Origin of the sequence: Chromobacterium indicum (assembly GCF_039708975.1) — a bacterium.
Lineage (GTDB): Bacteria > Pseudomonadota > Gammaproteobacteria > Burkholderiales > Chromobacteriaceae > Chromobacterium > Chromobacterium piscinae.
Genome location: NZ_JAYFSJ010000005.1, coordinates 86,277 through 105,423, shown reverse-complemented (window position 1 = coordinate 105,423; position 19,147 = coordinate 86,277). Strand labels below are relative to the sequence as shown.

General features: G+C 66.7%; 24 protein-coding genes. 12 read left to right on the top strand and 12 right to left on the bottom strand.

Translation table 11 applies throughout. The features are described 5' to 3' along the window. Window positions 1–16: 16 nt before the first annotated feature. Window positions 17–1,534 (top strand): diguanylate cyclase domain-containing protein, encoded by a 1,518-nt coding sequence (locus VA599_RS08500; protein ID WP_346788258.1) that lies wholly within the window; start codon window positions 17–19, stop codon window positions 1,532–1,534. 11 nt (window positions 1,535–1,545) lie between these two features. On the opposite strand, the gene VA599_RS08495 is transcribed toward VA599_RS08500, so the two are convergent. From VA599_RS08495 to VA599_RS08485, 3 genes are all read right to left on the bottom strand, one after another. Further along, complete coding sequence (locus tag VA599_RS08495) at window positions 1,546–1,974, bottom strand: organic hydroperoxide resistance protein (protein ID WP_104945769.1); 429 nt, start codon at window positions 1,972–1,974, stop codon at window positions 1,546–1,548. Window positions 1,975–2,060: 86 nt separating this feature from the next. Further along, the gene (locus tag VA599_RS08490) at window positions 2,061–2,516 is read right to left on the bottom strand and encodes a MarR family winged helix-turn-helix transcriptional regulator (protein ID WP_104945768.1); all 456 of its coding nucleotides are present in this window, start codon (window positions 2,514–2,516) and stop codon (window positions 2,061–2,063) included. Between the two features lie 96 nt (window positions 2,517–2,612). After that, the gene (locus VA599_RS08485) at window positions 2,613–3,020 is read right to left on the bottom strand and encodes a hypothetical protein (protein ID WP_021479193.1); all 408 of its coding nucleotides are present in this window, start codon (window positions 3,018–3,020) and stop codon (window positions 2,613–2,615) included. A gap of 184 nt (window positions 3,021–3,204) precedes the next feature. Between VA599_RS08485 and VA599_RS08480 the strand changes: the two genes are divergently transcribed. Together VA599_RS08480 and VA599_RS08475 are read left to right on the top strand one after the other, a co-directional pair. After that, window positions 3,205–3,786: a YqiA/YcfP family alpha/beta fold hydrolase gene (locus VA599_RS08480; RefSeq protein ID WP_346788257.1), complete on the top strand. Its 582-nt coding sequence runs from the start codon at window positions 3,205–3,207 to the stop codon at window positions 3,784–3,786. Between the two features lie 79 nt (window positions 3,787–3,865). Continuing rightward, window positions 3,866–4,840, top strand: a complete 975-nt coding sequence (locus VA599_RS08475) for a quinone oxidoreductase family protein (RefSeq protein WP_346788256.1) — start codon at window positions 3,866–3,868, stop codon at window positions 4,838–4,840. A 9-nt stretch (window positions 4,841–4,849) separates the two neighbouring features. On the opposite strand, the gene VA599_RS08470 is transcribed toward VA599_RS08475, so the two are convergent. Further along, a complete protein-coding gene (locus VA599_RS08470; RefSeq protein ID WP_346788255.1) occupies window positions 4,850–5,260 on the bottom strand; it encodes a hypothetical protein in 411 nt (136 codons plus the stop codon). 75 nt (window positions 5,261–5,335) lie between these two features. Continuing rightward, on the bottom strand, window positions 5,336–5,671 hold the full coding sequence (locus tag VA599_RS08465) for a hypothetical protein (RefSeq protein WP_021474928.1): 336 nt from the start codon (window positions 5,669–5,671) through the stop codon (window positions 5,336–5,338). A 349-nt stretch (window positions 5,672–6,020) separates the two neighbouring features. Between VA599_RS08465 and ompR the strand changes: the two genes are divergently transcribed. Then, the gene (gene ompR / locus VA599_RS08460) at window positions 6,021–6,752 is read left to right on the top strand and encodes an osmolarity response regulator transcription factor OmpR (RefSeq protein WP_021474929.1); all 732 of its coding nucleotides are present in this window, start codon (window positions 6,021–6,023) and stop codon (window positions 6,750–6,752) included. A 3-nt stretch (window positions 6,753–6,755) separates the two neighbouring features. Further along, window positions 6,756–8,102 (top strand): ATP-binding protein, encoded by a 1,347-nt coding sequence (locus VA599_RS08455; RefSeq protein WP_346788253.1) that lies wholly within the window; start codon window positions 6,756–6,758, stop codon window positions 8,100–8,102. Here VA599_RS08455 and VA599_RS08450 read toward each other — a convergent pair. Next, complete coding sequence (locus VA599_RS08450; protein WP_346788252.1) at window positions 8,062–8,478, bottom strand: EamA family transporter; 417 nt, start codon at window positions 8,476–8,478, stop codon at window positions 8,062–8,064. The genes VA599_RS08455 and VA599_RS08450 overlap by 41 nt on opposite strands. A gap of 98 nt (window positions 8,479–8,576) precedes the next feature. On the opposite strand from VA599_RS08450, the gene VA599_RS08445 reads away from it, so the two are divergent. Beyond that, window positions 8,577–9,440 (top strand): LysR family transcriptional regulator, encoded by an 864-nt coding sequence (locus VA599_RS08445; protein ID WP_346788251.1) that lies wholly within the window; start codon window positions 8,577–8,579, stop codon window positions 9,438–9,440. On the opposite strand, the gene VA599_RS08440 is transcribed toward VA599_RS08445, so the two are convergent. From VA599_RS08440 to VA599_RS08425, 4 genes are all read right to left on the bottom strand, one after another. Continuing rightward, a complete protein-coding gene (locus VA599_RS08440) occupies window positions 9,437–10,300 on the bottom strand; it encodes a DMT family transporter (RefSeq protein ID WP_346788250.1) in 864 nt (287 codons plus the stop codon). The two genes, VA599_RS08445 and VA599_RS08440, sit on opposite strands and share 4 nt — an antisense overlap. After that, the gene (locus tag VA599_RS08435) at window positions 10,297–11,172 is read right to left on the bottom strand and encodes a methylated-DNA--[protein]-cysteine S-methyltransferase (RefSeq protein WP_346788249.1); all 876 of its coding nucleotides are present in this window, start codon (window positions 11,170–11,172) and stop codon (window positions 10,297–10,299) included. The genes VA599_RS08440 and VA599_RS08435 overlap by 4 nt, the downstream gene beginning before the upstream one ends. Before the next feature lies 1 nt (window position 11,173). Then, window positions 11,174–11,653, bottom strand: coding sequence for a DUF1203 domain-containing protein (locus VA599_RS08430; RefSeq protein ID WP_346788248.1), 480 nt, complete (start codon window positions 11,651–11,653; stop codon window positions 11,174–11,176). Window positions 11,654–11,741: 88 nt separating this feature from the next. Then, the gene (locus VA599_RS08425) at window positions 11,742–12,344 is read right to left on the bottom strand and encodes a CBS domain-containing protein (protein ID WP_021474936.1); all 603 of its coding nucleotides are present in this window, start codon (window positions 12,342–12,344) and stop codon (window positions 11,742–11,744) included. A 139-nt stretch (window positions 12,345–12,483) separates the two neighbouring features. Here VA599_RS08425 and VA599_RS08420 point away from each other — a divergent pair, with 139 nt between their 5' ends. Together VA599_RS08420 and VA599_RS08415 are read left to right on the top strand one after the other, a co-directional pair. Further along, entirely contained in the window at window positions 12,484–13,215 is a 732-nt protein-coding gene (locus tag VA599_RS08420) for a chorismate--pyruvate lyase family protein (protein ID WP_346788247.1), read from the top strand. Next, window positions 13,212–13,982, top strand: coding sequence for a transporter substrate-binding domain-containing protein (locus tag VA599_RS08415; RefSeq protein ID WP_346788246.1), 771 nt, complete (start codon window positions 13,212–13,214; stop codon window positions 13,980–13,982). Before VA599_RS08420 ends, VA599_RS08415 begins: the two co-directional genes overlap by 4 nt. Window positions 13,983–14,063: 81 nt before the next feature. Here VA599_RS08415 and waaA read toward each other — a convergent pair whose 3' ends face one another. Both waaA and waaC read right to left on the bottom strand, forming a co-directional pair. Continuing rightward, the gene (gene waaA, locus VA599_RS08410; RefSeq protein ID WP_346788245.1) at window positions 14,064–15,326 is read right to left on the bottom strand and encodes a lipid IV(A) 3-deoxy-D-manno-octulosonic acid transferase; all 1,263 of its coding nucleotides are present in this window, start codon (window positions 15,324–15,326) and stop codon (window positions 14,064–14,066) included. Continuing rightward, window positions 15,323–16,282, bottom strand: coding sequence for a lipopolysaccharide heptosyltransferase I (gene waaC, locus VA599_RS08405; RefSeq protein WP_031295214.1), 960 nt, complete (start codon window positions 16,280–16,282; stop codon window positions 15,323–15,325). The genes waaA and waaC overlap by 4 nt, the downstream gene beginning before the upstream one ends. A gap of 77 nt (window positions 16,283–16,359) precedes the next feature. On the opposite strand from waaC, the gene VA599_RS08400 reads away from it, so the two are divergent. The 4 genes from VA599_RS08400 (at window position 16,360) to VA599_RS08385 (ending at window position 19,141) form a co-directional block, all read left to right on the top strand. Beyond that, complete coding sequence (locus VA599_RS08400) at window positions 16,360–16,719, top strand: hypothetical protein (protein ID WP_346788244.1); 360 nt, start codon at window positions 16,360–16,362, stop codon at window positions 16,717–16,719. Window positions 16,720–16,790: 71 nt separating this feature from the next. Then, window positions 16,791–17,549, top strand: a complete 759-nt coding sequence (locus VA599_RS08395) for a glycosyltransferase family 2 protein (RefSeq protein WP_346788243.1) — start codon at window positions 16,791–16,793, stop codon at window positions 17,547–17,549. A gap of 111 nt (window positions 17,550–17,660) precedes the next feature. Then, window positions 17,661–18,107, top strand: a complete 447-nt coding sequence (locus VA599_RS08390; protein ID WP_158677458.1) for a GNAT family N-acetyltransferase — start codon at window positions 17,661–17,663, stop codon at window positions 18,105–18,107. Window positions 18,108–18,145: 38 nt separating this feature from the next. Beyond that, entirely contained in the window at window positions 18,146–19,141 is a 996-nt protein-coding gene (locus tag VA599_RS08385) for a S66 family peptidase (RefSeq protein WP_346788242.1), read from the top strand. Window positions 19,142–19,147: the final 6 nt, after the last annotated feature.

Below are 19,147 nucleotides of genomic sequence, written 5' to 3'. Positions count from 1 at the left end.
TGTCGATGGTTTTAACATGCACGCAAGACTGGTCTATGCTGGGTGCCTCGTCCTATGGCTGATACTGAGCGCGCTTGCCGCCCTGTCCATCGCCAGCCGCTCCCTGCTGGGCGCCGAACAGCAATTCAACAGCCAGCTCCAGCAATTGACCGAGCAATTGAAACAGCGCCTGCTCGCCAATGAAACCATACTCGACAGCTACGCCACCTTCAGCAGCATCGACCACCGCACCGAACACCGCCAGAAGCACCCCTTCGTCGCGCAACTGCTGCGCCGCTATCCGCAAATCACCACGCTGGCCCATATCGAACGCGTGCCGGCCGGACAGGTCGCCGGCTACGACCGCGCGCTGCAGCGCGATTACGGCGCCGCTTACCGGCTGCGCGGCTTCGCCGGCAGCGTCCGCCTGCCGGAACAGGACGCCTACTTCCCGCTGATGTACGCCGAACCGCAGTCGCAGGCCAATCTGCGGCTGGTCGGGAGGGACGCCTGGCAGCAGCCGCGGCTGCGCGAGGCGCTGCAGGACTGCATCAACAGCGGCCGCGCCACGCTGTCGCGCCAGCTGCGGCTGCAGCCCCAGGGCGACCCCGGCTATGTGTTGCTGCGCGGCGTGGACGACCGCCTCGACGACCAGTTGATCGGCCTGCTGCCCCAGCATTTCGTGATGCTGTTCGTCCGCGCCGATTCGCTGCTGCCAACCGACATCGCGCTGCAGCCGGGCATGGAAGTCAGCCTGTACCACCGCGACGACCCCTTGCGTCCGCCGGAAGGCCAGGCGCTGCACCTGGGCGGCGCCCACCCCAGCGCGTTGGAGAAATTGCTGTTCCCGCGGCTGGAGACCAGCCAGTTGCTGGGCGGCGGCAGCCAGCCGCTGCGGCTGACGCTGAGCTGGCAGCAAGGCTGGGCGCAGATCGGCTTGTTCGAATGGACGGTATGGATGCTGCTGTCGCTGCTGCTTGGCCTGGGCATCGGCCTGGCCGGCTTCAGCTTCGTGCGCAGCAGCGACAGCCGCCGCCAGCGCGAAAGCCAGCTGTTCCACCTGGCCAACCACGACCGTCTCACCGGCCTGGCCAACCGCAACCTGTTCTACGACCGGCTGCAGCACGCGATCAGCCGGATAGACCGCAGCGGCAAGCGTCTGGGCCTGCTGTTCCTGGACCTGGACCGCTTCAAGCCGGTCAACGACACCTATGGCCACATGGTCGGCGACCGGGTGCTGCAACTGATCGCCGCCCGCATCCGCGACGTGATCCGCAATGAAGACACCGTCGCCCGCATCGGCGGAGACGAATTCGTGATCCTGATGGAAGACATCGAGTCCAACCGCGAGGCGGACAAGGTGGCGGCGCGGCTGAAGCAGGCGATACAGATGCCTTACCAGATCGACCAGCACCGCGTGCTGGTCGGCGTCAGCATCGGCATCGCCTACTACCCGGAAGACGGCCTGCTGATAGACGAGCTGCTTGCGGTGGCCGACCGCAAGATGTACGGCAACAAGCAGTCTCCCAACCGCCATTCCGAAACCGTGGACTAGCGCCCGCCGGATTACGCCAGCGTCAGCTCCACTTCGATATTGCCGCGGGTGGCGTTGGAATAGGGGCAGATGCCGTGCGCGGCTTCGATCAGCTTCAGAGCCGCCTCGCGCTCGACGCCCGGCAGCGACACCGCCAGCTTGGCGGCGATGCCGAAGCCGTGGGCGATCGGCCCGATCGACACCTTGCCGGTCACCGATACCTCGGCCGGCAGCCGCACGCCGGCCTGCTGCGCGGCCACCTTGAGCGCGCCGATGAAGCAGGCGGAATAGCCGGCCGCGAACAGCTGCTCCGGATTGGTGCCGTCGCCGCCCAGGCCGCCCAGCTCGCGCGGGGTGCTCAGCTTCGCCACCAACGCGCCGTCGCTGGATTCGGCCCGCCCGTCGCGGCCTCCGGTGGCGGTGGCTTCGGCGGTATACAGTACTTTCTGCAGAAGGTTCATCTGGCTCTCCTTGGCGTGTCGCCATTACGATTAAAATAATATGCTATTAAATAGTGCGCTACTTAATTATCAAAACCCTGACGGGTTCATTGCAGCAGTTGGTCCCGCAAATCGCACAGCGATTGCCGCAAACCGGCGATCTGATCCAGCTGCAGGCCGCTGCGGCACAACAGCTGCAACGGAATCCGCTCCGCCTGCCCGCGCAGCGCGCGTCCGGCTTCGGTCAGCTTGACCACCACCACCCGCTCGTCGCTGGGCAGCCGCCTGCGCTCCAGCCAGCCGGCCGCCTCCATCCGCTTCAGCAGCGGCGTCAGCGTCGCCGAATCCAGATACAGCCGCTCGCCGATGTCGGACACCGAGCGCTCGTCCTGTTCCCACAACACCAGCAATACCAGATACTGCGGATACGTGACGCCCAGCGGCTTCAGGTTGTCGCGGTACACCTTGTTCATCGCCAGCGAGGCGGAGTACAGCGCGAAACAGAGTTGCTGGTCCAGCTTCAGCAGCGCGTCCGGCGGCGGACAAATGTTTTCTTGCTCCATGTCCGCATATTAAATAGTGCGCTATTTAATTGCAAGCAATTAATTTGGCAAGCCAGGCTTCGATGCGCCCGCGCTCCGGCGGGCGCGGACCCCTGCTCAGGCCGCCACCCGCACCGGGCCGCGTCCCAGGTCGGCCAGCGAGCGGCATACTTGGTGCCAATCGCCCAGGCTGCGCACGCCCTGCAAGATGACGCGCGCCAGCGGATCGTTGCACACCGCGGGGCCGAACTGCATCAGCATTTCGTGCAGCGCGAAACGCAGGGTATGGCTGTCCTGCAGCAACGCGTCCACTTCCTCGTGCACTTCCTGGCTGACCCGCATGTCGCCCAGCGCGTCCAGCTGCACCTGGTGGCGCGGGCAAAAGCCGGAGCGGATCAGCGCCAGGTCGTCGTTGATGTCCTCGGCGAACAGCAGCGCGCTGTGCTGCAGGTAGCCGCAGGCGACGATCAGGCTTTCCAGCGAATGCGGAGCAACGGTGGGGCCGCCTACCGGAAGGGTGGTCATTGTGGTTCTCCTCTTGTAATTGGATTTTGCGGCTATTTGAGCATTGCACCCACTGGCATGACAATGGCTCATCGCCTCTGGTTGCAAGCTTTTACTCGAGATTTACAACGAAATTAAGCACTTGCAGCCAAGACAAACATCGGCCGGCGTCGTACCATCGACACACTCCACACCGGCGTCCATCATGCACATCGTTTATCTCCACGGCTTCAACTCCGGCCCGCAATCGCTGAAGGCGGGCGAAACCGCCGCCTGGCTGCGCCAGCACGCGCCCGACATCGTCCTGCACTGTCCGCGGCTATCGCCGCATCCGGCCGAAGCCATCCGCCAGGCCGACGAACTGGTTTCCGGCCTGCCGGCCGACACCCTGCTGATCGGCAGTTCGCTGGGCGGCTTCTACGCCACGCATCTGGCCGAACTGCGCGGCCGTCCCGCCGCGCTGATCAATCCCGCGGTGCGCCCGGACCGGGATCTCGAGCGCTTTCGCGGCGAACAGGCCAACCCCTACACCGGCGAGGTCTACACGCTGGGGGACGACGACTTGCGGGCCCTGCTGTCGCAGAGGGTGGCGGCGCCGACGGCCGGCCGCTACTGGCTGTTGCTGGGCAGCCGCGACGAGACGCTGGATTGGCGCGAAGCGGCCATCCATTACCGCCACAGCCGGCAGACTGTATTCAACGGCGACGACCACCGGCTGAACAACTGGCCCAAGGTATTGCCGGGTGTGGTCTCCTGGGCAAGGCGGCGACTGTCCAGCCAGGCTTGACGGCCTGTCGAGCCGCCCCCGCTTGCCCGCTCGGCGCGGCCCGGCGCAGACTGTGCCATCCACTCGCAAAGGAAACGCCATGAGCCAAGCTATCGTTTTCACGGAAACCGGCGGCCCGGAAGTGCTGCGCCTGCAGAATGCGGAAATCGGCCCGCCCGGCCCCGGCCAGGCGCGGGTGCGCCATACCGCGATCGGCGTCAATTTCATCGACACCTACCAGCGCAGCGGCCTGTATCCGCTGCCGCTTCCCAGCGGCCTGGGCAGCGAAGCCGCCGGCGTGGTGGAGGCTGTGGGAGAGGGCGTGGCGGGAATCGCGCCCGGCGACCGCGTCGCCTATGCCGGCGGCCCGCTGGGCGCCTATTCGACCGAACGGCTGATCGCCGCCGAACACCTGGTCAAGCTGCCGGACGGCGTGTCCGATGAAACCGCCGCCTGCGCGATGCTGCAGGGAATGACCGTCGAATACCTGGTGCAGCGCACTTTCCCGGTGCAGCCGGGCCAGACCGTGCTGTGGCACGCCGCCGCCGGCGGCGTCGGCCAGATCGCGCTGCAGTGGCTGTCGGCGATGGGCGTCCACGTCATCGCCACCGTGGGCTCTGAAGCCAAGGCCGAGATCGCCCGCGGCCTGGGCGCCGCCCACGTGATCCTGTACCGCGAGGAAGACGTGGCGGCGCGGGTGCGCGAGATCACCGGCGGCAAAGGCGTGCCGGTGGCGTTCGATTCGGTGGGCAAGGATACCTTCGAGGCCTCGCTGAACAGCCTGAGCCCGCGCGGCATGATGGTGACGTTCGGCAACGCGTCCGGACCGGCGCCGGCGCTGGCGCCGCTGGAATTGACCAAGCGCGGCTCGCTGTTCCTGACCCGGCCCAGGCTGGGCGATTACATCGCCACCCGCGCCGAGCTGGAAGCCTCATCCGCCGCGCTGTTCCGCCGCCTGCGGGACGGCACGGTCAAGCTCGCGCCATCGCACCGCTACCCGCTGGTGGAAGCCGCGCAGGCGCACCGCGATCTGGAAGCCCGCCGCACCACCGGTTCCGTCATCCTGCTGCCCTGATTCCGGGCGTTATTCGTCCAACGGCAGCGATGGCCGGCCGCAGCCGTCGCGGCGGCGGCCGGCGTCGCAGGCGGCGTCGTCAACCGCGCAAGGCCGCTGGCCGCGCGCGGCGCAAGGCGCCGATGGCAAGCGCTCGTCCACGCAGGCGCGGCGTTGCGCGCCCAACATGCCTTCGCACGACGATTGCGCCGCCAGCAGCGCTTCGCAGCGCTTGGCGTCACGCTGGCGCTGGCAACTGAGAGGGGGGGTGTAATAGGCGAGGCAGGTCCGGCGCCTGGACTCGGGCAGATCCAGGCAGCTGCGCAGCCCCTGCAGATGCGCCTGGCAGCGCTGGGGCGCCACCGCGTCGGCGCAGTCGTCCTTGGCGCCCCATCCGGCAAGCGGAAAAGCGGACAGCCCGCACAACAGCAGACCCGTCAAGGCCCGCCTTCCCAGGCTTGCGCCGCGCTTTCCCCCTTGCATCATCGTCCTGTCCTTTCCCCAGCGGACGTCGAATCAATCGGATTGGTTTTGCATCTGCTCCTGCCGGCGTTTATCCTGCCAAAAATTGGGCTTGCTGGGTACTGATTTGACATGATCGTCCGGCGGAGGCAACAGACGGCTGGACTGATGCTGGACCGGATCGAAGCCGATGTCGCCGTTGCGCGCGGCTTCGCGCTGGCGCAGATTGCGCAGCCGGCGGTTGTTGCATGACTGATCGCCGTCGCACCCGCGCGCCGACGGCCGGCCCTCGGCATGCCTGCCGGGTCCCGGACCGGGGAAATGCTGCGCCAGCGCGGCCTGCTGCGCCAGCAGGCCGCCCAGCGCCAGCATGATCAGATATCGCTTCATGTCGATATTCTATCCTGTCTGTTGACCGCGCTGCCATCGCCGCTCAAAGCGGCGAAACGCAAGCCCGGCAAGGCATCGGATGCGGATCAGCGTCGCAGCGATCCGTTTTCCGGCAGGGGCGGATTCGGCCAGCGTCATGAAAATACTGCATATTTCCCGCTTGAAACGGCTTCCGCGCCGGCCATTTGTTCCAGCTTAAGCGCAAGCATTTGCGCGGACGTCAATGGGGACGTCACAATTGTTAACGACTGTATCGCGACGTGGCGGCTTAACATCTGTAAAAAACAAGGCGTCCCAGCCTGCGCCATGCCGCGCTAAGCTGGCAGCCGGAACACTGAAGGAACAGCATATGGAACATAATAAAATCCTGGTCGTCGACGACGACGCCAAGCTGCGCGAACTGCTGACCCGCTACCTGACCCAGCAGGGCTATATCGTGGAAACGCTGCCCGATCCCAAGGATCTGGACCGCAAGCTGGCGCGCAACCGCCCCGACCTGATCGTGCTGGACGTGATGATGCCGGGCGAGGACGGGCTGGCGGTGGTGCGCCGGCTGCGCGCCCAGGGCGAATCGCTGCCGGTGATCATGCTGACCGCCCGCGGCGAGGACATCGACCGCATCCTGGGCCTGGAAATGGGCGCCGACGACTACCTGCCCAAACCCTTCAATCCGCGCGAGCTGACCGCGCGCATCCAGTCGGTGCTGCGCCGCCATCACACCACGCCGGCTCTGGCGGCGCTGCACGACGCCGACGACGTGGTGGAGTTCGGCGAGTTCGTGCTCAACCTCGGCCAGCGCGAGCTGCGCCGCGGCGGCCAGCCGGTGTCGCTGACCAGCGCCGAATTCGCGGTGCTGTCGGTGCTGGTCAGCCATCCGCGCCGCCCGTTGACCCGCGAACAGCTGATGGAGCTGGCGCTGGGCAAGGGCAACGGCGAATCGCTGGACCGCAGCATCGACGTGCACATCTCCCGCCTGCGCAAGGCGCTGGAAAACGGCGAGACCGACAGCCAGCTGCGCTACATCCAGACAGTGTGGGGCTATGGCTACGTGTTCGTGCCGGACGGATCGCCCAGGGAGTAGGTCTTGTTACGCAAGCTGTTAGGCTCGTTGTTCTTCCGGCTGGCGCTGCTGGTGGTCACCGTGGTGATCACCACCCAGCTGTTCACCATCTGGCTGGCCAACAACGAGCGCCACAAGCTGCTGGAGCGGCAGCTGTACATCCAGGTGCTGGACACGCTGTCCTTTCTCGAGGACTCGATGACCGGCATGGTGGAGGAGGAGCGGCAAGCCTTCCTCGACAACTACAACCGCCCCGGCCTGCCCAGCCTGCTGCCGTTCAACGCCGACCGCGGCCAGCAGTTCAGCGAGGATCTGCCCAAGATCGGCGCGATGCTGGCGCAGCGGCTGTCGCATGACCTGAACGAGCCGGTGCAGGCTCATTACGCGCGCCGGGCCGACCACAGCGAGCTGTGGGTGCACGTGCACGTGCTGGACCAGCCCTACTGGCTGGTGATCCCGTTCGGCCGCTACCGCGACCGCATGATCAGCCCGATGCTGCAGGCATCCTTGCTGGCGGCGCTGTTCGCCACGCTGCTGGCGTCCTTGCTGGCCTGGCGCATCACGCGGCCGATCAGCCAGGTGGTGCAGGCCAGCCGCCAGCTGGCCAGCGGCTCGATGCCGCAGGCGATTCCGGAAACCGGCCCGCGCGAGATGCAGCTCTTGGCGCACAACTTCAACGGCATGGCCCAGGCGCTGGACAACGCCGCGCGCGAGCGCCGGCTGATGCTGGCCGGCCTGTCGCACGACCTGCGCACGCCGCTGACCCGGCTGAAGCTGACGCTGGAAATGCAGGAAGCCAGCACCGACCAGCACGACATGCTGTCCGACATCGACGAGCTGTCGCGCATCGTCCGCCAGTTCATCGACTTCGCCCGCGCCGAGGAAACCAGCCGGCTGGAGCCGGTGGCGCTGGCCGATCTGGCCGCCAGCGTGGTGGCGCGCTTCCGCCGCGAGAACATGGACGCGCGGCTGGACATCCGCGACGAGATCGAACTGCGGGCCGACGCGCTGGCGCTGGAGCGGCTGCTGAGCAATCTGCTCGAAAACGCGCGCCGCTACGGCCGCCCGCCGGTGGTGATCCGGCTGGAGAAAGCCGCCGGCGACGCCATGCTCAGCGTGATCGACCACGGCGACGGCATCCCCGCCGCGCTGCGCGAAACCGCGCTGGCGCCGTTCGAGCGGCTGGCCGAGCACCGCGGCACCGACGGCGGCAGCGGCCTCGGCCTCGCCATCGTCTCGCGGGTGGTCAAGCAGCACGGCGGCGCGCTGGAGCTGACCGACGAGGACGGCGCTTTCAAAGTGGCCATCCGCCTGCCGCTGGGCGAGACGCTCAACGAAAGCGCAGCATCATCCACAAGCCAGCCAGGCTAAGGCCCAGCCCGGCCAGCCGGCCCGGCGACAGGTTCTCGCGGAACAGCCAATAGCCTAGCGGCAGCAGCAAGGCGGTGCTCAGCACATTGGAGCTGAGCGCCGCGTAACCCAGATTCCAGCCGGCGCGGTAAGCCAGCAAGAAGCCCATCTCGATTCCCAGTATCCCCAGCGCCACCCCCAGGCTGCTCCAGTTCAGCGCCGATATTCCGCGCTGGCCCGCCGGCAGCCACCACATGCCCGCCAGACACAGCGACATCGCCAGGCCATAGCTGACCGCCAGCGAAAAGAACGGGTTCGCATCCTGCGGCAGCTGCTTGATCGACAGGTGGTAAACGACTGAGCCCGCCACGGCCAGCAATAGTGCGGCGAAAAACATTTCCTTCTCCCTACAACGGATATCGACTGTCCGATGCTAAACAAGCGCTGGCGTTATCGGTAGACTGTAAAAATCGCCAATTGTTATAAGAAAACCATATGACTGCCGACATCGACACCGCGCTGCTGCGCGCGCTGGCCGCGGTGGCCCGCCATGGCAGCATCAACCGCGCCGCCGCCGAACTGGGCCGCAGCCAGCCGGCGCTGAGCCTGCAATTGCGCAAGCTGGAGTCCCATTGCGGGCAGACGCTGCTGCGGCGCTCCACCCGCGGCGTGGCGCTGACGCCAGCCGGACAGGCGCTGCTGCCCTACGCCGAGCGCATCGTCAGCCTGGCCGAGCAGATGGTGCCGGCCGCGCCGGCCGCCGCGCCGCGGCTTTGCCGGGTAGGCCTGATAGAAGACGTGGTCAGCCAGCATCTGCCGCGGGTGCTGGCCGACTTCGCCGCCACCCATCCCGGGTTGAAGCTGGAGGCGAAAGTCGCGCCGGGAAGGGAGCTGAGCGCCGCCTATCGCCGGAAAGAGCTGGATCTGCTGATCGCCAATCCGCGCTTGTGCGGACTGGAGCAAGCGCCGGCCTGGGCGATGGAGTGCGCGCTGCCGTGGCTGGCGGCCGGCGGCGTCTGCCCCGAGGAGGAAGAGCTGCCGCTGGTGCTGTTCGCCGCGCCGTGCAGCTGGCGCGACGCGATGCTGCAGGCGCTGCAATTGGCCGGCCGCCGCCATCGGGTGGCGTTCGAGAGCTCCAGCCTGCTGGCGGTGCAAGCGGCGCTGGAAGCGGGACTGGGCGTCGGCGCGCTGCTGCCGGATGTCGTCAGCGGCAAGTTGCGTCCCTTGCCGCCGGACAGCCTGCCCGCCTTGCCGCCGGTGCCGCTGGCCTTGTACCGGCATCCCGACCGCGCCGGCGATCCGGATCTGGAAACGCTGGGCCAGCTGTTCTTCCGCGAACTGAGCCGGCTGTCCGCCTAGCGCCGCGCGTTCAGCGCCAATACGCCAGCCAGGATCAAAGTCGCGCCCAGCAGCATCGCGGCGCCGATGGTTTCGCCGAGGAACAGCGCGCCCCACAGCACGCCGAACACCGGCACCAAGTAGGTGACGCCGCTGGCGCGGGTGGCGCCCAGACGGTTGATCAGCCGGTAAAAAATCAGATAGGCCAGCGCGGTGCAAAACACCGCCAGCAGCGACAAGGCGATCCAGGCCTGCGCCGGCGGCGGATTCGCCGGCCAGCCATGCCACGCCAGCGGCAGCATCAGCAGCGCGCCGCTGGCCAGGCCGCCGCAGGCGGTCACCAGGGGCGGCATGCCGGGCAGCCAGCGTCTGGCCATATGCCCGGCCCAGCCGTAGCTGGCGGTGGCGCCCAGCATCGCCAATACCGGCGCCAGCGAGCGGACCTCGAAACGCGCGCCGTGGCCGGCCAGCAAGGCCAGCACGCCGGCCAAGCCCAAAGCCAGGCCCGCCGCCCGCCGCGCAGACAGCCGCTCGCCAGCCAGCGGCCACGCCCACAGCGCGGTCATCAGCGGCGTGGTGGCGTTCAGCACCGAGGCCATGCCGGCCGACAAGGACAGCTGCGCCCAGGCGATCAGGCTGAATGGAAACGCGGTGAAAAACACGCCGACCACGGCGATGGGCAGCCAGTTGCCGCGCCACAGCGGCCATTGCCCGCGCCACAGCAGCAGCGGCAGCAACAGGCAGGCGGCCAGGCCGACCCGCAGCGCGATCAGCGGCAGCGGACCGAAAGCCGGCGCGGCGACGCGCATGAACAGGAAAGACCCGCCCCACAGCGCCGCCAGTAAGACAAGCAAGGCGAACTCCCGCTTTTGCCCGCTCACGCCGTCGCCTCTTCGCGACTGAGCCGCGCGCTTTCCCAGCCTATCAGGTCCAGCTTGCGCGCCTCGCCCCAGCGGTAGCCGCCCAGCGCGCCCTCGGCTCGGATCACCCGGTGGCAGGGAATCAGCCAGGCCACCGGATTGGCGCCCACCGCGTTGCCCACCGCGCGCGCCGCGCCCGGCCGCCCCATTTTTTCCGCCAACTGGCCGTAACTGAGCAAGCCGCCGTAGGGCACGGCCAGCAACGCCCGCCATACCTGGATCTGGAAATTACTGCCCTGCACCCGCAGCGCCAGCGGCGAGCCATCTGCTTCGGACAAGGGATCGAACAGCCGTTCGCACAGCGCCCGCCCCTGGCCGGGAACGTGGCACAGCGCGGCGCGCGGCCATTGCGCGCGCAGCCAGGCCTCAGCCTCGTCGTCATCCGCCAGAAACTGCAGCGCGCACACGCCGCGCGCGGTCTGCGCCAGCAGCGCTGGCCCGAAGCGGCTGGGCTCGACGCTCCAGACGATGTCCAGCCCGGCGCCGCCTTGCTGGTATTCGCCGGGCGTCATCGCCTCCAGCGTGACGAACAGATCATGCAGCCGGCTGCTGCCGGACAGGCCCAGCTCATGGGACAGCGGCAGCAGCGGCGCGCCCGCCGCCAGCCGCGCCTTGGCCGCCTCGCAGGTCAGTTGCTGGATGAAGCGCTTGGGGCTGACGCCGGCCCAGCGGCTGAACAGCCGCTGCAACCGCGATTCCGACAGATACAGCGCGGCGGCCACGTCGGCCAGCTGCGGCTGCTCGCCTGCATGGGCGACCAGGTAGCGGATCGCGTCGCGGACGCGCGCGTAATCGCGGCCGGCTTCCGCATCCGCGGACAGGATGGCTTCCATCTCATTCGCTCCGGTTCAACCGCAAAGCGTAGCAGCCGTGCGCGGGAAAACGCAGCATCGCGAACGCGATCTCCGGCCGCGCCTCCCAACGCGTCAACTTGGCCTCGGCCTCGCGCGTCGGCAGCAACGCCGCTTCCAGCAGGGTTTGTTCGCCGTCGTAGGCGCGCAGCGCCACGCTTTCGCCAAGGTAGGCCTCTTCGCCGGCACGGCTCAGCAGCGACGCCAGCTCCGGCAAGGGTTCCGGCTGCGGCTCGGCGGCCAGGAAAACCGGACCGTACTCGCGGTAGGGCCCAATCTGGCGGAAAGGGCTGTAGCCCGCCAGGATCAGCATTTCGCCCGGACGGGCGCGGCGCAGCGCGTCGCGGAACGGTTCGCCGCCGGCGGCCGGCCGCCGCCGCACCGGCTGGCCGAGGGCGTCGATGCCTTCGCGCCGCGCCCGTTCGGCGAAAACCGGGTCCAGGGTTTCCAGTTGCCAGGCCATGCCGCTCTCCTTCGTATCATTGCGATGTCCGAAGTCTATGGCGGCGCGCGCCCGGCGGCGACCCGATTCTTGCCGTCCTCGCCAAGCGTCAGCCGGCGTGCAGCAGCGAGTACTGGATTTCCGACAGCGCCTGCGGCACGCGGATGAAGGACAGCGGTTGTCCCAGCAAACGCGCCATATGCGAGGTGGAGAACAAGCCGCACAGCTCGTGGTGGCCGTTGGACGGATTCACTTCCACCACCAGCGCGTGCTGGCGGCCCAGATGCTGCATGGTGGCGACCAGCTGGCCGACATTGGCTATGGCCACGTCGGCCAGGCTCAACGCGTCCAGCCGCCCGCGCGGCGTCATCACATCGGATACCTGGATATCGGCGTAGTGCTTGCCGTGTTCCTTCATGCATTGGATGGGCCGCTCGCCCAGCAGGTCGACGGCGGTGACCAGACCCAGCAGGCTGCCGTCGTCGTCATGGACGAATAGCAGGCGGATGCCGTGGCTGACCATGCGCTGATGGGCTTCGCGCAGATCGGCGTCGGCGCGTATGCCTATCGGATTGACCAGCTTCAGGTCGGTCATCACGCTCAACGCCGGACTGTCCACGCCTATCGGCGGATGGGGCCGCTGGTCCAGTCTCACCAGGTCGGTGGTGCGCGGCAGAGTCAGAGTGGGCAAGGGAGAAAAATCTTTAGCCATGACGGCTCCTCGCAGGGCGACTCGAAAAGGCGAAAACGGGCCGGCCCGCCCAGTGCGGTCGACCCTGTTTTCAACTTAGCGGAACTTTGCGTTTACTATTGGCCTCATTAGTATGTTTGTTCTACTTTTGTAAAAATCTATGAAGCATAACGCCACCCACCAAACCCATGCCGGAAGATTTCGCCAACGAACGCTGGCCTGGATGTTGCCCGCCGCGCTGCTGATGGCCGGCCAGGCCCGCGCCGAAGCCTGGTCCTATCCCGGCTGGCAAGACGGCGCCGACACCCGCGTCAAGGCGCAGGCGCTGTTGCAGACGCTGAACGCCACCCTGCTGAGCAATCCCAGCGCCACCCGCACGCTGCAGCAATGGTGCGGCGAGCACAAACTGGCCGCCGAGGCCCGCATCCGCGCGCTGCGCGACACCGCCACCCGCAAGCCGGCCGACGCCGAGATCCGCCGCCAGCTGAAGGTGGGCGCCGACGAGCCCATCGGCTACCGCCGGGTTCAGCTGGCCTGCGGCGACCGCGTGCTGTCCGAAGCCGACAACTGGTACGTGCCGTCGCGGCTCACCGCCGAGATGAACCGCCTGCTGGACACCACCGACACGCCGTTCGGCGCCGCGGTCAAGGCGCTGGACTTCACCCGCCGCACCGAAAGCGCGAAGCTGTTGTGGTCGCCGCTGCCGCAAGGCTGGGAAACCCGCCCGCTGCCGGCCGCCGACGCCAAGCGCGGCCTGGACATCCCGGAACAAGTGCTGCAGCACCGCGCCGTGCTGTACAAGGACGGCAACACGCCGTTCAGCCTGGTGGTGGAAACCTACCGCCGCGACCTGTTCGCCTTCCCCTTGAATCCGCGCGAAGGCAGCCAATGAAAGCCCCAACCATCGCCGCCGCCTGCCTGGCGGCGCTGTCGCTGAGTCCGGCCGCCCAGGCCGACCGCCTGGACGACATCCTCGCTCGCGGCGAGCTGCGCGTCGGCACCACCGGCGACTACCTGCCGTTCAGCCGGCTGGACTCCGCCAGCGGCCAATACCGCGGCCTGGACATCGACATGGCCGAGGATCTGGCGCGCGCGCTGGGCGTGAAGCTGCAACTGGTGGCCACCAGCTGGCCGACGCTGATGCGCGACCAGCGCGACGGCAAGTTCGACATTGCGATGAGCGGCATCTCCATCAGCCTGGAGCGGCAGAAGCAGGCGCTGTATTCCGCCGCCTACCTGAACGACGGCAAGACGCCGATCGCCCGCTGCGACAACGCGGCCCGCTTCCAGACGCTGGAACAGCTGAACCGCAAGCAAACGCGGCTGGTGGTCAATCCGGGCGGCACCAACGAGCGCTTCGCCCGCCAACGTCTGCCGGATACCAATTTGACGGTTTTCCCCGACAATAACCGCATTTTCCAGCAGATCATCGACGGCAAGGCCGATGCGATGGTCACCGACGCGGTGGAAACCCGTTACCAGCAGAAGCTGCATCCGGAATTGTGCGCCATCCATCCGGACAAGCCGTTCGACTTCTCGCAGAAAGCCTACCTGCTGCCCAACGAGTGGCGCTGGAAAGCCTGGGTCGATCAATGGCTGAGCCAGCGGATGCAGGACGGCGGCTTCGCCAGGCTGTCCGCCAAATGGCTGGGACAATGACGCCAGCCATGAAAAAAACCGCCCGGAAGGGCGGTTTTTCATTTTTAGGCCACACGGCCCGAAAAAAGCTGTGAGCGGCCATCAGGAAGACAGCGCCTGGCGGATCAGCGCCAACATCCGTTCGCTGGCGCCGCGGTGGGCGTCGCGGAAGCGCGCCGCGCCCTGGCGCATCGCCTCGCCGGCGGCGGGATCGTCCACCAGCGCCAAGGCCGTCGACACCAGCTCGGCGGCGTCGCCCACCTGGCGGCCGGCGCCGGCGGCCAGCGAATCGGCGGCGGCCTGCTGGAAATTGAACACCGACGGGCCGAACAGCGCCGGCACGCCCATCTGGGCCGGCTCGATCAGGTTGTGGCAGCCGTAAGGCAGCAGGCTGCCACCGATGAAGGCGACGTCGCACGCTCCAAGGTAGCCGAACATCTCGCCCATGCTGTCGCCCAGCCACAACCGGGTGTCGGCGGCGATGGCGGCGCCGTCGCTGCGGCGCTGCGGCTTCAGGCCGCGCTCGGCGGCCAATCTTTCCACCTCGTCCCAGCGTTCCGGATGGCGCGGAACCATCACCAGCAGCGCATCACCGACCGCATCGCCAGCGGCCAGCCAAGCATCCAGAATCAGCGCTTCCTCGCCTTCGCGGGTGCTCGCGCACAGCAGCGCGCGCCGCCCGCCGGCCCGCGCTCGGAAGTCGGCGGCCAGATGACGTTGCGATTCAGGCACTTCAATATCATATTTGCTGCTACCGCAGACGCGGACGTTTTTCGCGCCTAATGCAAGCAAACGGCTGGCATCTTCCGCCGTTTGCGCGGCAACAGCGGTCAATTTCGCCAAAGCCGGCGAAATCAGGCCGGCGATCTTGCGATAGCCGTTCAGCGATTTTTCCGACAATCTGGCATTGGCCAGCAGCAAAGGCACCCGCTGCGCCGCCGCCGCGTGGATCAGATTGGGCCAGATCTCGGTTTCCATCAGCACGCCGCAACGCGGCCGGTAGGCGCGCAGAAAATCGGCGGCGGCCTGTGGATAATCGTAGGGCAGGTAGCGGATCTCGGCGTCCGGGTACAACTGCTCGGCGGTGGCGCGGCCGGTCGGCGTCATCTGGGTCAGCAACAGCGGCGCGTCCGGCCATTCGCGGTGCAGCGCGGCCACCAGCGGCTGCGCGGCGCGCGTCTCGCCTACCGACACCGCGTGGATCCAGATCGCGCCGGTGGCCTTGGGCGACAGAGCCTGTCCGAAACGCTCGTCCCAGTGCTCCAGGTAAGCCGGCGCCTTGCGCGCCCGCTTCCTCAGATAGCGCCGCACCAGCGGCGTCAGCGCGCGCCACAGGCCGTTGTACAGCGCCAGCTGCCAGCTCATGTCCAATCCCGCCGCGATTGCAGCGCCGCCAGCACCTCATCCACAGTGGGACACTGGCCGATATTGCCCAGATTGGTCGCCCACGGCGTTTCCACCACGCCGGTCTGCTGCGGATCGGTATCGGTGTAAATGGCGGCCACCGGCACGTTCAGCGCGTTGGCCAGGTGCACCAGGCCGGTGTCCACGCCTATCACCGCGCTGGCGTGGCCCAGCAGCCCGGCGGCTTCGCCCAGGCTCATCTTGGGCGCCACCACCGCGGCCGGCAGCTGCGCGGCCAGCCGTTCGGCGCGCGCCTTTTCCTTGTCGCTGCCCCAGGGCAGCACCGTCACCATGTCATGATGGGCCGACAGCGCGGTTCCCAGCGCCACCCAACGCGCTTCCGGCCATTCCTTGGAGGCGCGGCTGGTCGCGTGCAGCAGCACCGCGTAGCGGCCGCTGAGCATCCAGCTGGGCCGCTCGCCGGGCCGGACGCCGAACCGCGGCTGGCCCTCCGGCGCGTAGCCGAAGCTAAGGCCGAACAACTGCCGGTTGCGCGCGATCGCGGACAACTTGCGGGAAACCTTGTGCTTCTTGTCGTAGAACAGGCTGGCCAAGGCCTCGCGCGCGCTGCTCCAGCCCAGCCCGGCCAACGGCGCGCGCGCCCAGCGGGCGGGAATCGCGCTCTTGAGCAAGCCCTGGCTGTCCAGCACCAGGTCGAAGCGCGCGTCGCGCAGCTTTTGCTTCAAAGCCTTCAGTTCGCGCCAGGCGGCGGGCTGCCACAAGCGCCGGCGCCAACTGCGCCAGCTCAGCGTCAGCACCTCGTCCACCTGCGGGTGCAGGCGGGCGATGTCGGCGAAGCTTTCCTCGGTCAGCCAGCTCAAGCGGATATTCGGGTAATGCGTTTTCAGCTCGGTAATGGCCGGCCAAGTGTGGATAAGGTCGCCCATCGACGAGGTGCGCACAATCAGCACATTCATCATGGCGCGCATTGTACCCGAGCGGGGCTGTGGTTAACCACGTAAAATCCCTCGTGACGGGATGTGGATAAGAGGCTGTGAATAAGTCCTGCCGGATTTATCCACAATCTGCCCTGCCATTGCCCTATACAATAATCCCATGCCTATCAACAGGGCAAACCTATGAAGCAAAGGCCTTTTTAGCAATTGTCCACAGCAAAGTGCCACCTTCAGCAGTTTCATCATTTTATAGTTGCGTTAATGAAAAACCGCTGAGGCAGGCCAGCTTGGATGCAAAAAAAGTCGTGCACAAACCAGTCTGCAAAACTGGATCAACAACTGTGGACAACCATGGGTCTGCAGAAATCGTCAAAGTTATCCACAACTGCTCACCCGATTGCGAGCACGGCTGGCAACAGCTTTTGGATAGAATCAATGTATTGAAAATAAACGGATAAATGTACTTATCCACAAGAAGAAGCAACCTTCTACCAGTTTCATCATTTTATAAATGGGAATACATGAAAAGATGCGAGTAGCTGTCAGCGCGGTGCTAATCACCAAGAATGCAGACAAACAATTGGAACAATGTCTGCAGAAATTGAGCTTTGTGGACGAGATCGTGGTTGTGGATTCCGGCAGCAGCGATAGCACATTGGCAATAGCCTCCGCCTATCAGGCTAAAGTTATCCACCAGGAATGGCTGGGATTCGGTCCGCAGAAGCAATTCGCGGTCAGCCAGGCCAGCCACGACTGGGTGCTGTGCCTGGATGCGGACGAATACCTGTCCGAAGAATTGTCCTTGTCTATCAATAAGATGCTGGAAAATCCACAGGCCGCCGCCTATCGCTTTCCGCGCTGCAACCGTTTCATGGGACGTTTCCTGAAACACGGCGAGGGTTATCCGGACTGGTCGCTGCGCTTGTTCGATCGCCGCCGCGCGCGCTGGTCCGACGACGCGGTGCACGAGTACGTGATCTGCGACGGACCTGTGGAAAAATTGGGGGGAGACCTGATGCACGAGTCCGGCGAGGACATCGCGCTCTATTTATCCAAGCAGAACCGCTATACCTCGCTGCAGGCGGAACAGCTGTACAAGCGCGGCAAGAAGGTGGGCGCCGGCAAGCTGCTGTTCAGCCCGTTGCTGCGCTTCTTCAAGTTCTATTTCGTCCGCCGCGGCTTCCTGGATGGTTTGCCGGGCCTGGTGCACATTTCGATCGGCTGCTTCAACAGCTATATCAAGTACGCGAAGCTGATCGAACTCCGCCGGCTGAACAAGAACGGCTGACAAGCTTCTGAACGACGGGCGGCTGGCGCGGGCCTGGTTCGCCGCGCGAAATGACATTTGGTTTGTCTGCCGGATTCCCTTAGGATGGGTGTTTGCTTCGGAACCGACCACATGAACCCCATTCTCATCCGCACCATGACGGAAGCCGACATCGACGCGGTGGCGCGCCTGTGCGGCGACCTCGACTATCCGACCACCCCCGAGCAGCTGGCGTCCCGCTACGCCACGGCGCGGGACGCCGTCGACAACGAGATCTGGGTGGCGGAACGGGAGGGCGAGGTGGTCGGCTGGATCCACGGCCACGGCGGCCATCTGCTGCAAGCGGACAGCTATGTCGAAATCGGCGGCATCGTCGTCGATCCTGGCTGCCGCGGCCTGGGCATAGGCCGGCTGCTGCTGGAAGCCTGCGAACGGTGGGCGCATGAACGCGGCTATCCGCGCATCCGGCTGCGCTCCGGCATCCACCGCACCTGGGCCCACGCCTTCTACCACCGCATCGGCTACCAGCAGAAAAGCACCGGCATCACCTTCGCGCTCGATCTGCCGCGGCGGGACTGAGCGCGGCAGGCCTATCCACACGCTTCGAGACCACACCCATGCCCATCCGCTTTCCCGCGCCGCTCCAGCCCGGCGACGCCATCGCCGTCACCGCCTTTTCCTCCGGCGTCCATCCGCAGCTGCACGGCCGGCTGGACGACGCGCTGAACGAGCTGCGCGCGCGCGGCTACCGCGTGGTGGAGGGCGAATGCCTGCGCGACGAGAAACACGATGCCAGCGCATCCGCCGCGGCGCGGTTGGCCGAATTGCGGCGTTTCCTGTTCGACCCCGGCATCCGCGCCATCCTGCCGCCTTGGGGCGGCGAGCGGGCGATCGAGCTGCTGCCGGGCCTGGATTTCGCCGCGCTGGCCGAGCTGCCGCCGAAGTGGGTGGCCGGCTTCTCCGACGTGTCCACGCTGATGGCGCCGCTGACGCTGCGCGCCGGCTGGGCGACGCTGCACGGCCCCAACCTGATGGATCTGCCCTTGAAGGATCGGGCATTCGGCAACGAGGCGCTGCTGGCGGCGTTGGAAACCGGCATGCCGCCGGCGCAGACGCAGCATGGCCGCTACTGGCGCTGGGACGAGCCGGGCCGGCAGTTCGCCAACCGGGTGCGGCTGCTGGGCGGCGGGGGCGGGAAAATGGAGGGCAGATTGATCGGCGGCTGCCTGGACGTGCTGGCGTCGCTGCAGGGCACGCCGTATTTCGATCTGGACGCGTTCAAGGCGGAGCCGGCCATCCTGTACCTGGAAAACTGCGAACTCGCGCCCTGCGGCGTTTTAAGGGCCCTGGCGGGCATGCGGCTGTCCGGCGCGCTGGATGGCCTCGCCGGGCTGGTATTGGGCCGCAGAGGCGGCCCTGACGCGGCCGACGGCGATGCTTTGAGCTACGAGGGGGCGTTGCGCGCCGCTTTGGACGGTTTGCCGTATCCGGTGGCGGTGGATGCCGACATCGGCCACGTGCCGCCGCAATGGAGCCTGCTCAACGGCGCCTGGGCGACGCTGGAGGTGTTCGGGGAGGGGGAGGCCAGGCTGGCGCAGCGCGCGGCGCGCTGAGGACGT

What these genes read in the sequence shown, in the direction of transcription:
- VA599_RS08415 (WP_346788246.1), top strand. Translation starts at nt 13,212, where the DNA reads ATGAAAGCCCCAACCATCGCCGCCGCCTGCCTGGCGGCGCTGTCGCTG.
- VA599_RS08485 (WP_021479193.1), bottom strand. Translation starts at nt 3,020, where the DNA reads ATGACCACCCTTCCGGTAGGCGGCCCCACCGTTGCTCCGCATTCGCTG.
- VA599_RS08395 (WP_346788243.1), top strand. Translation starts at nt 16,791, where the DNA reads ATGCGAGTAGCTGTCAGCGCGGTGCTAATCACCAAGAATGCAGACAAA.
- ompR (WP_021474929.1), top strand. Translation starts at nt 6,021, where the DNA reads ATGGAACATAATAAAATCCTGGTCGTCGACGACGACGCCAAGCTGCGC.
- VA599_RS08465 (WP_021474928.1), bottom strand. Translation starts at nt 5,671, where the DNA reads ATGAAGCGATATCTGATCATGCTGGCGCTGGGCGGCCTGCTGGCGCAG.
- VA599_RS08420 (WP_346788247.1), top strand. Translation starts at nt 12,484, where the DNA reads ATGAAGCATAACGCCACCCACCAAACCCATGCCGGAAGATTTCGCCAA.
- VA599_RS08500 (WP_346788258.1), top strand. Translation starts at nt 17, where the DNA reads ATGCACGCAAGACTGGTCTATGCTGGGTGCCTCGTCCTATGGCTGATA.
- VA599_RS08475 (WP_346788256.1), top strand. Translation starts at nt 3,866, where the DNA reads ATGAGCCAAGCTATCGTTTTCACGGAAACCGGCGGCCCGGAAGTGCTG.
- VA599_RS08435 (WP_346788249.1), bottom strand. Translation starts at nt 11,172, where the DNA reads ATGGAAGCCATCCTGTCCGCGGATGCGGAAGCCGGCCGCGATTACGCG.
- VA599_RS08425 (WP_021474936.1), bottom strand. Translation starts at nt 12,344, where the DNA reads ATGGCTAAAGATTTTTCTCCCTTGCCCACTCTGACTCTGCCGCGCACC.
- VA599_RS08430 (WP_346788248.1), bottom strand. Translation starts at nt 11,653, where the DNA reads ATGGCCTGGCAACTGGAAACCCTGGACCCGGTTTTCGCCGAACGGGCG.
- VA599_RS08445 (WP_346788251.1), top strand. Translation starts at nt 8,577, where the DNA reads ATGACTGCCGACATCGACACCGCGCTGCTGCGCGCGCTGGCCGCGGTG.
- waaC (WP_031295214.1), bottom strand. Translation starts at nt 16,282, where the DNA reads ATGAATGTGCTGATTGTGCGCACCTCGTCGATGGGCGACCTTATCCAC.
- VA599_RS08385 (WP_346788242.1), top strand. Translation starts at nt 18,146, where the DNA reads ATGCCCATCCGCTTTCCCGCGCCGCTCCAGCCCGGCGACGCCATCGCC.
- VA599_RS08490 (WP_104945768.1), bottom strand. Translation starts at nt 2,516, where the DNA reads ATGGAGCAAGAAAACATTTGTCCGCCGCCGGACGCGCTGCTGAAGCTG.
- VA599_RS08480 (WP_346788257.1), top strand. Translation starts at nt 3,205, where the DNA reads ATGCACATCGTTTATCTCCACGGCTTCAACTCCGGCCCGCAATCGCTG.
- VA599_RS08450 (WP_346788252.1), bottom strand. Translation starts at nt 8,478, where the DNA reads ATGTTTTTCGCCGCACTATTGCTGGCCGTGGCGGGCTCAGTCGTTTAC.
- VA599_RS08390 (WP_158677458.1), top strand. Translation starts at nt 17,661, where the DNA reads ATGAACCCCATTCTCATCCGCACCATGACGGAAGCCGACATCGACGCG.
- VA599_RS08495 (WP_104945769.1), bottom strand. Translation starts at nt 1,974, where the DNA reads ATGAACCTTCTGCAGAAAGTACTGTATACCGCCGAAGCCACCGCCACC.
- waaA (WP_346788245.1), bottom strand. Translation starts at nt 15,326, where the DNA reads ATGAGCTGGCAGCTGGCGCTGTACAACGGCCTGTGGCGCGCGCTGACG.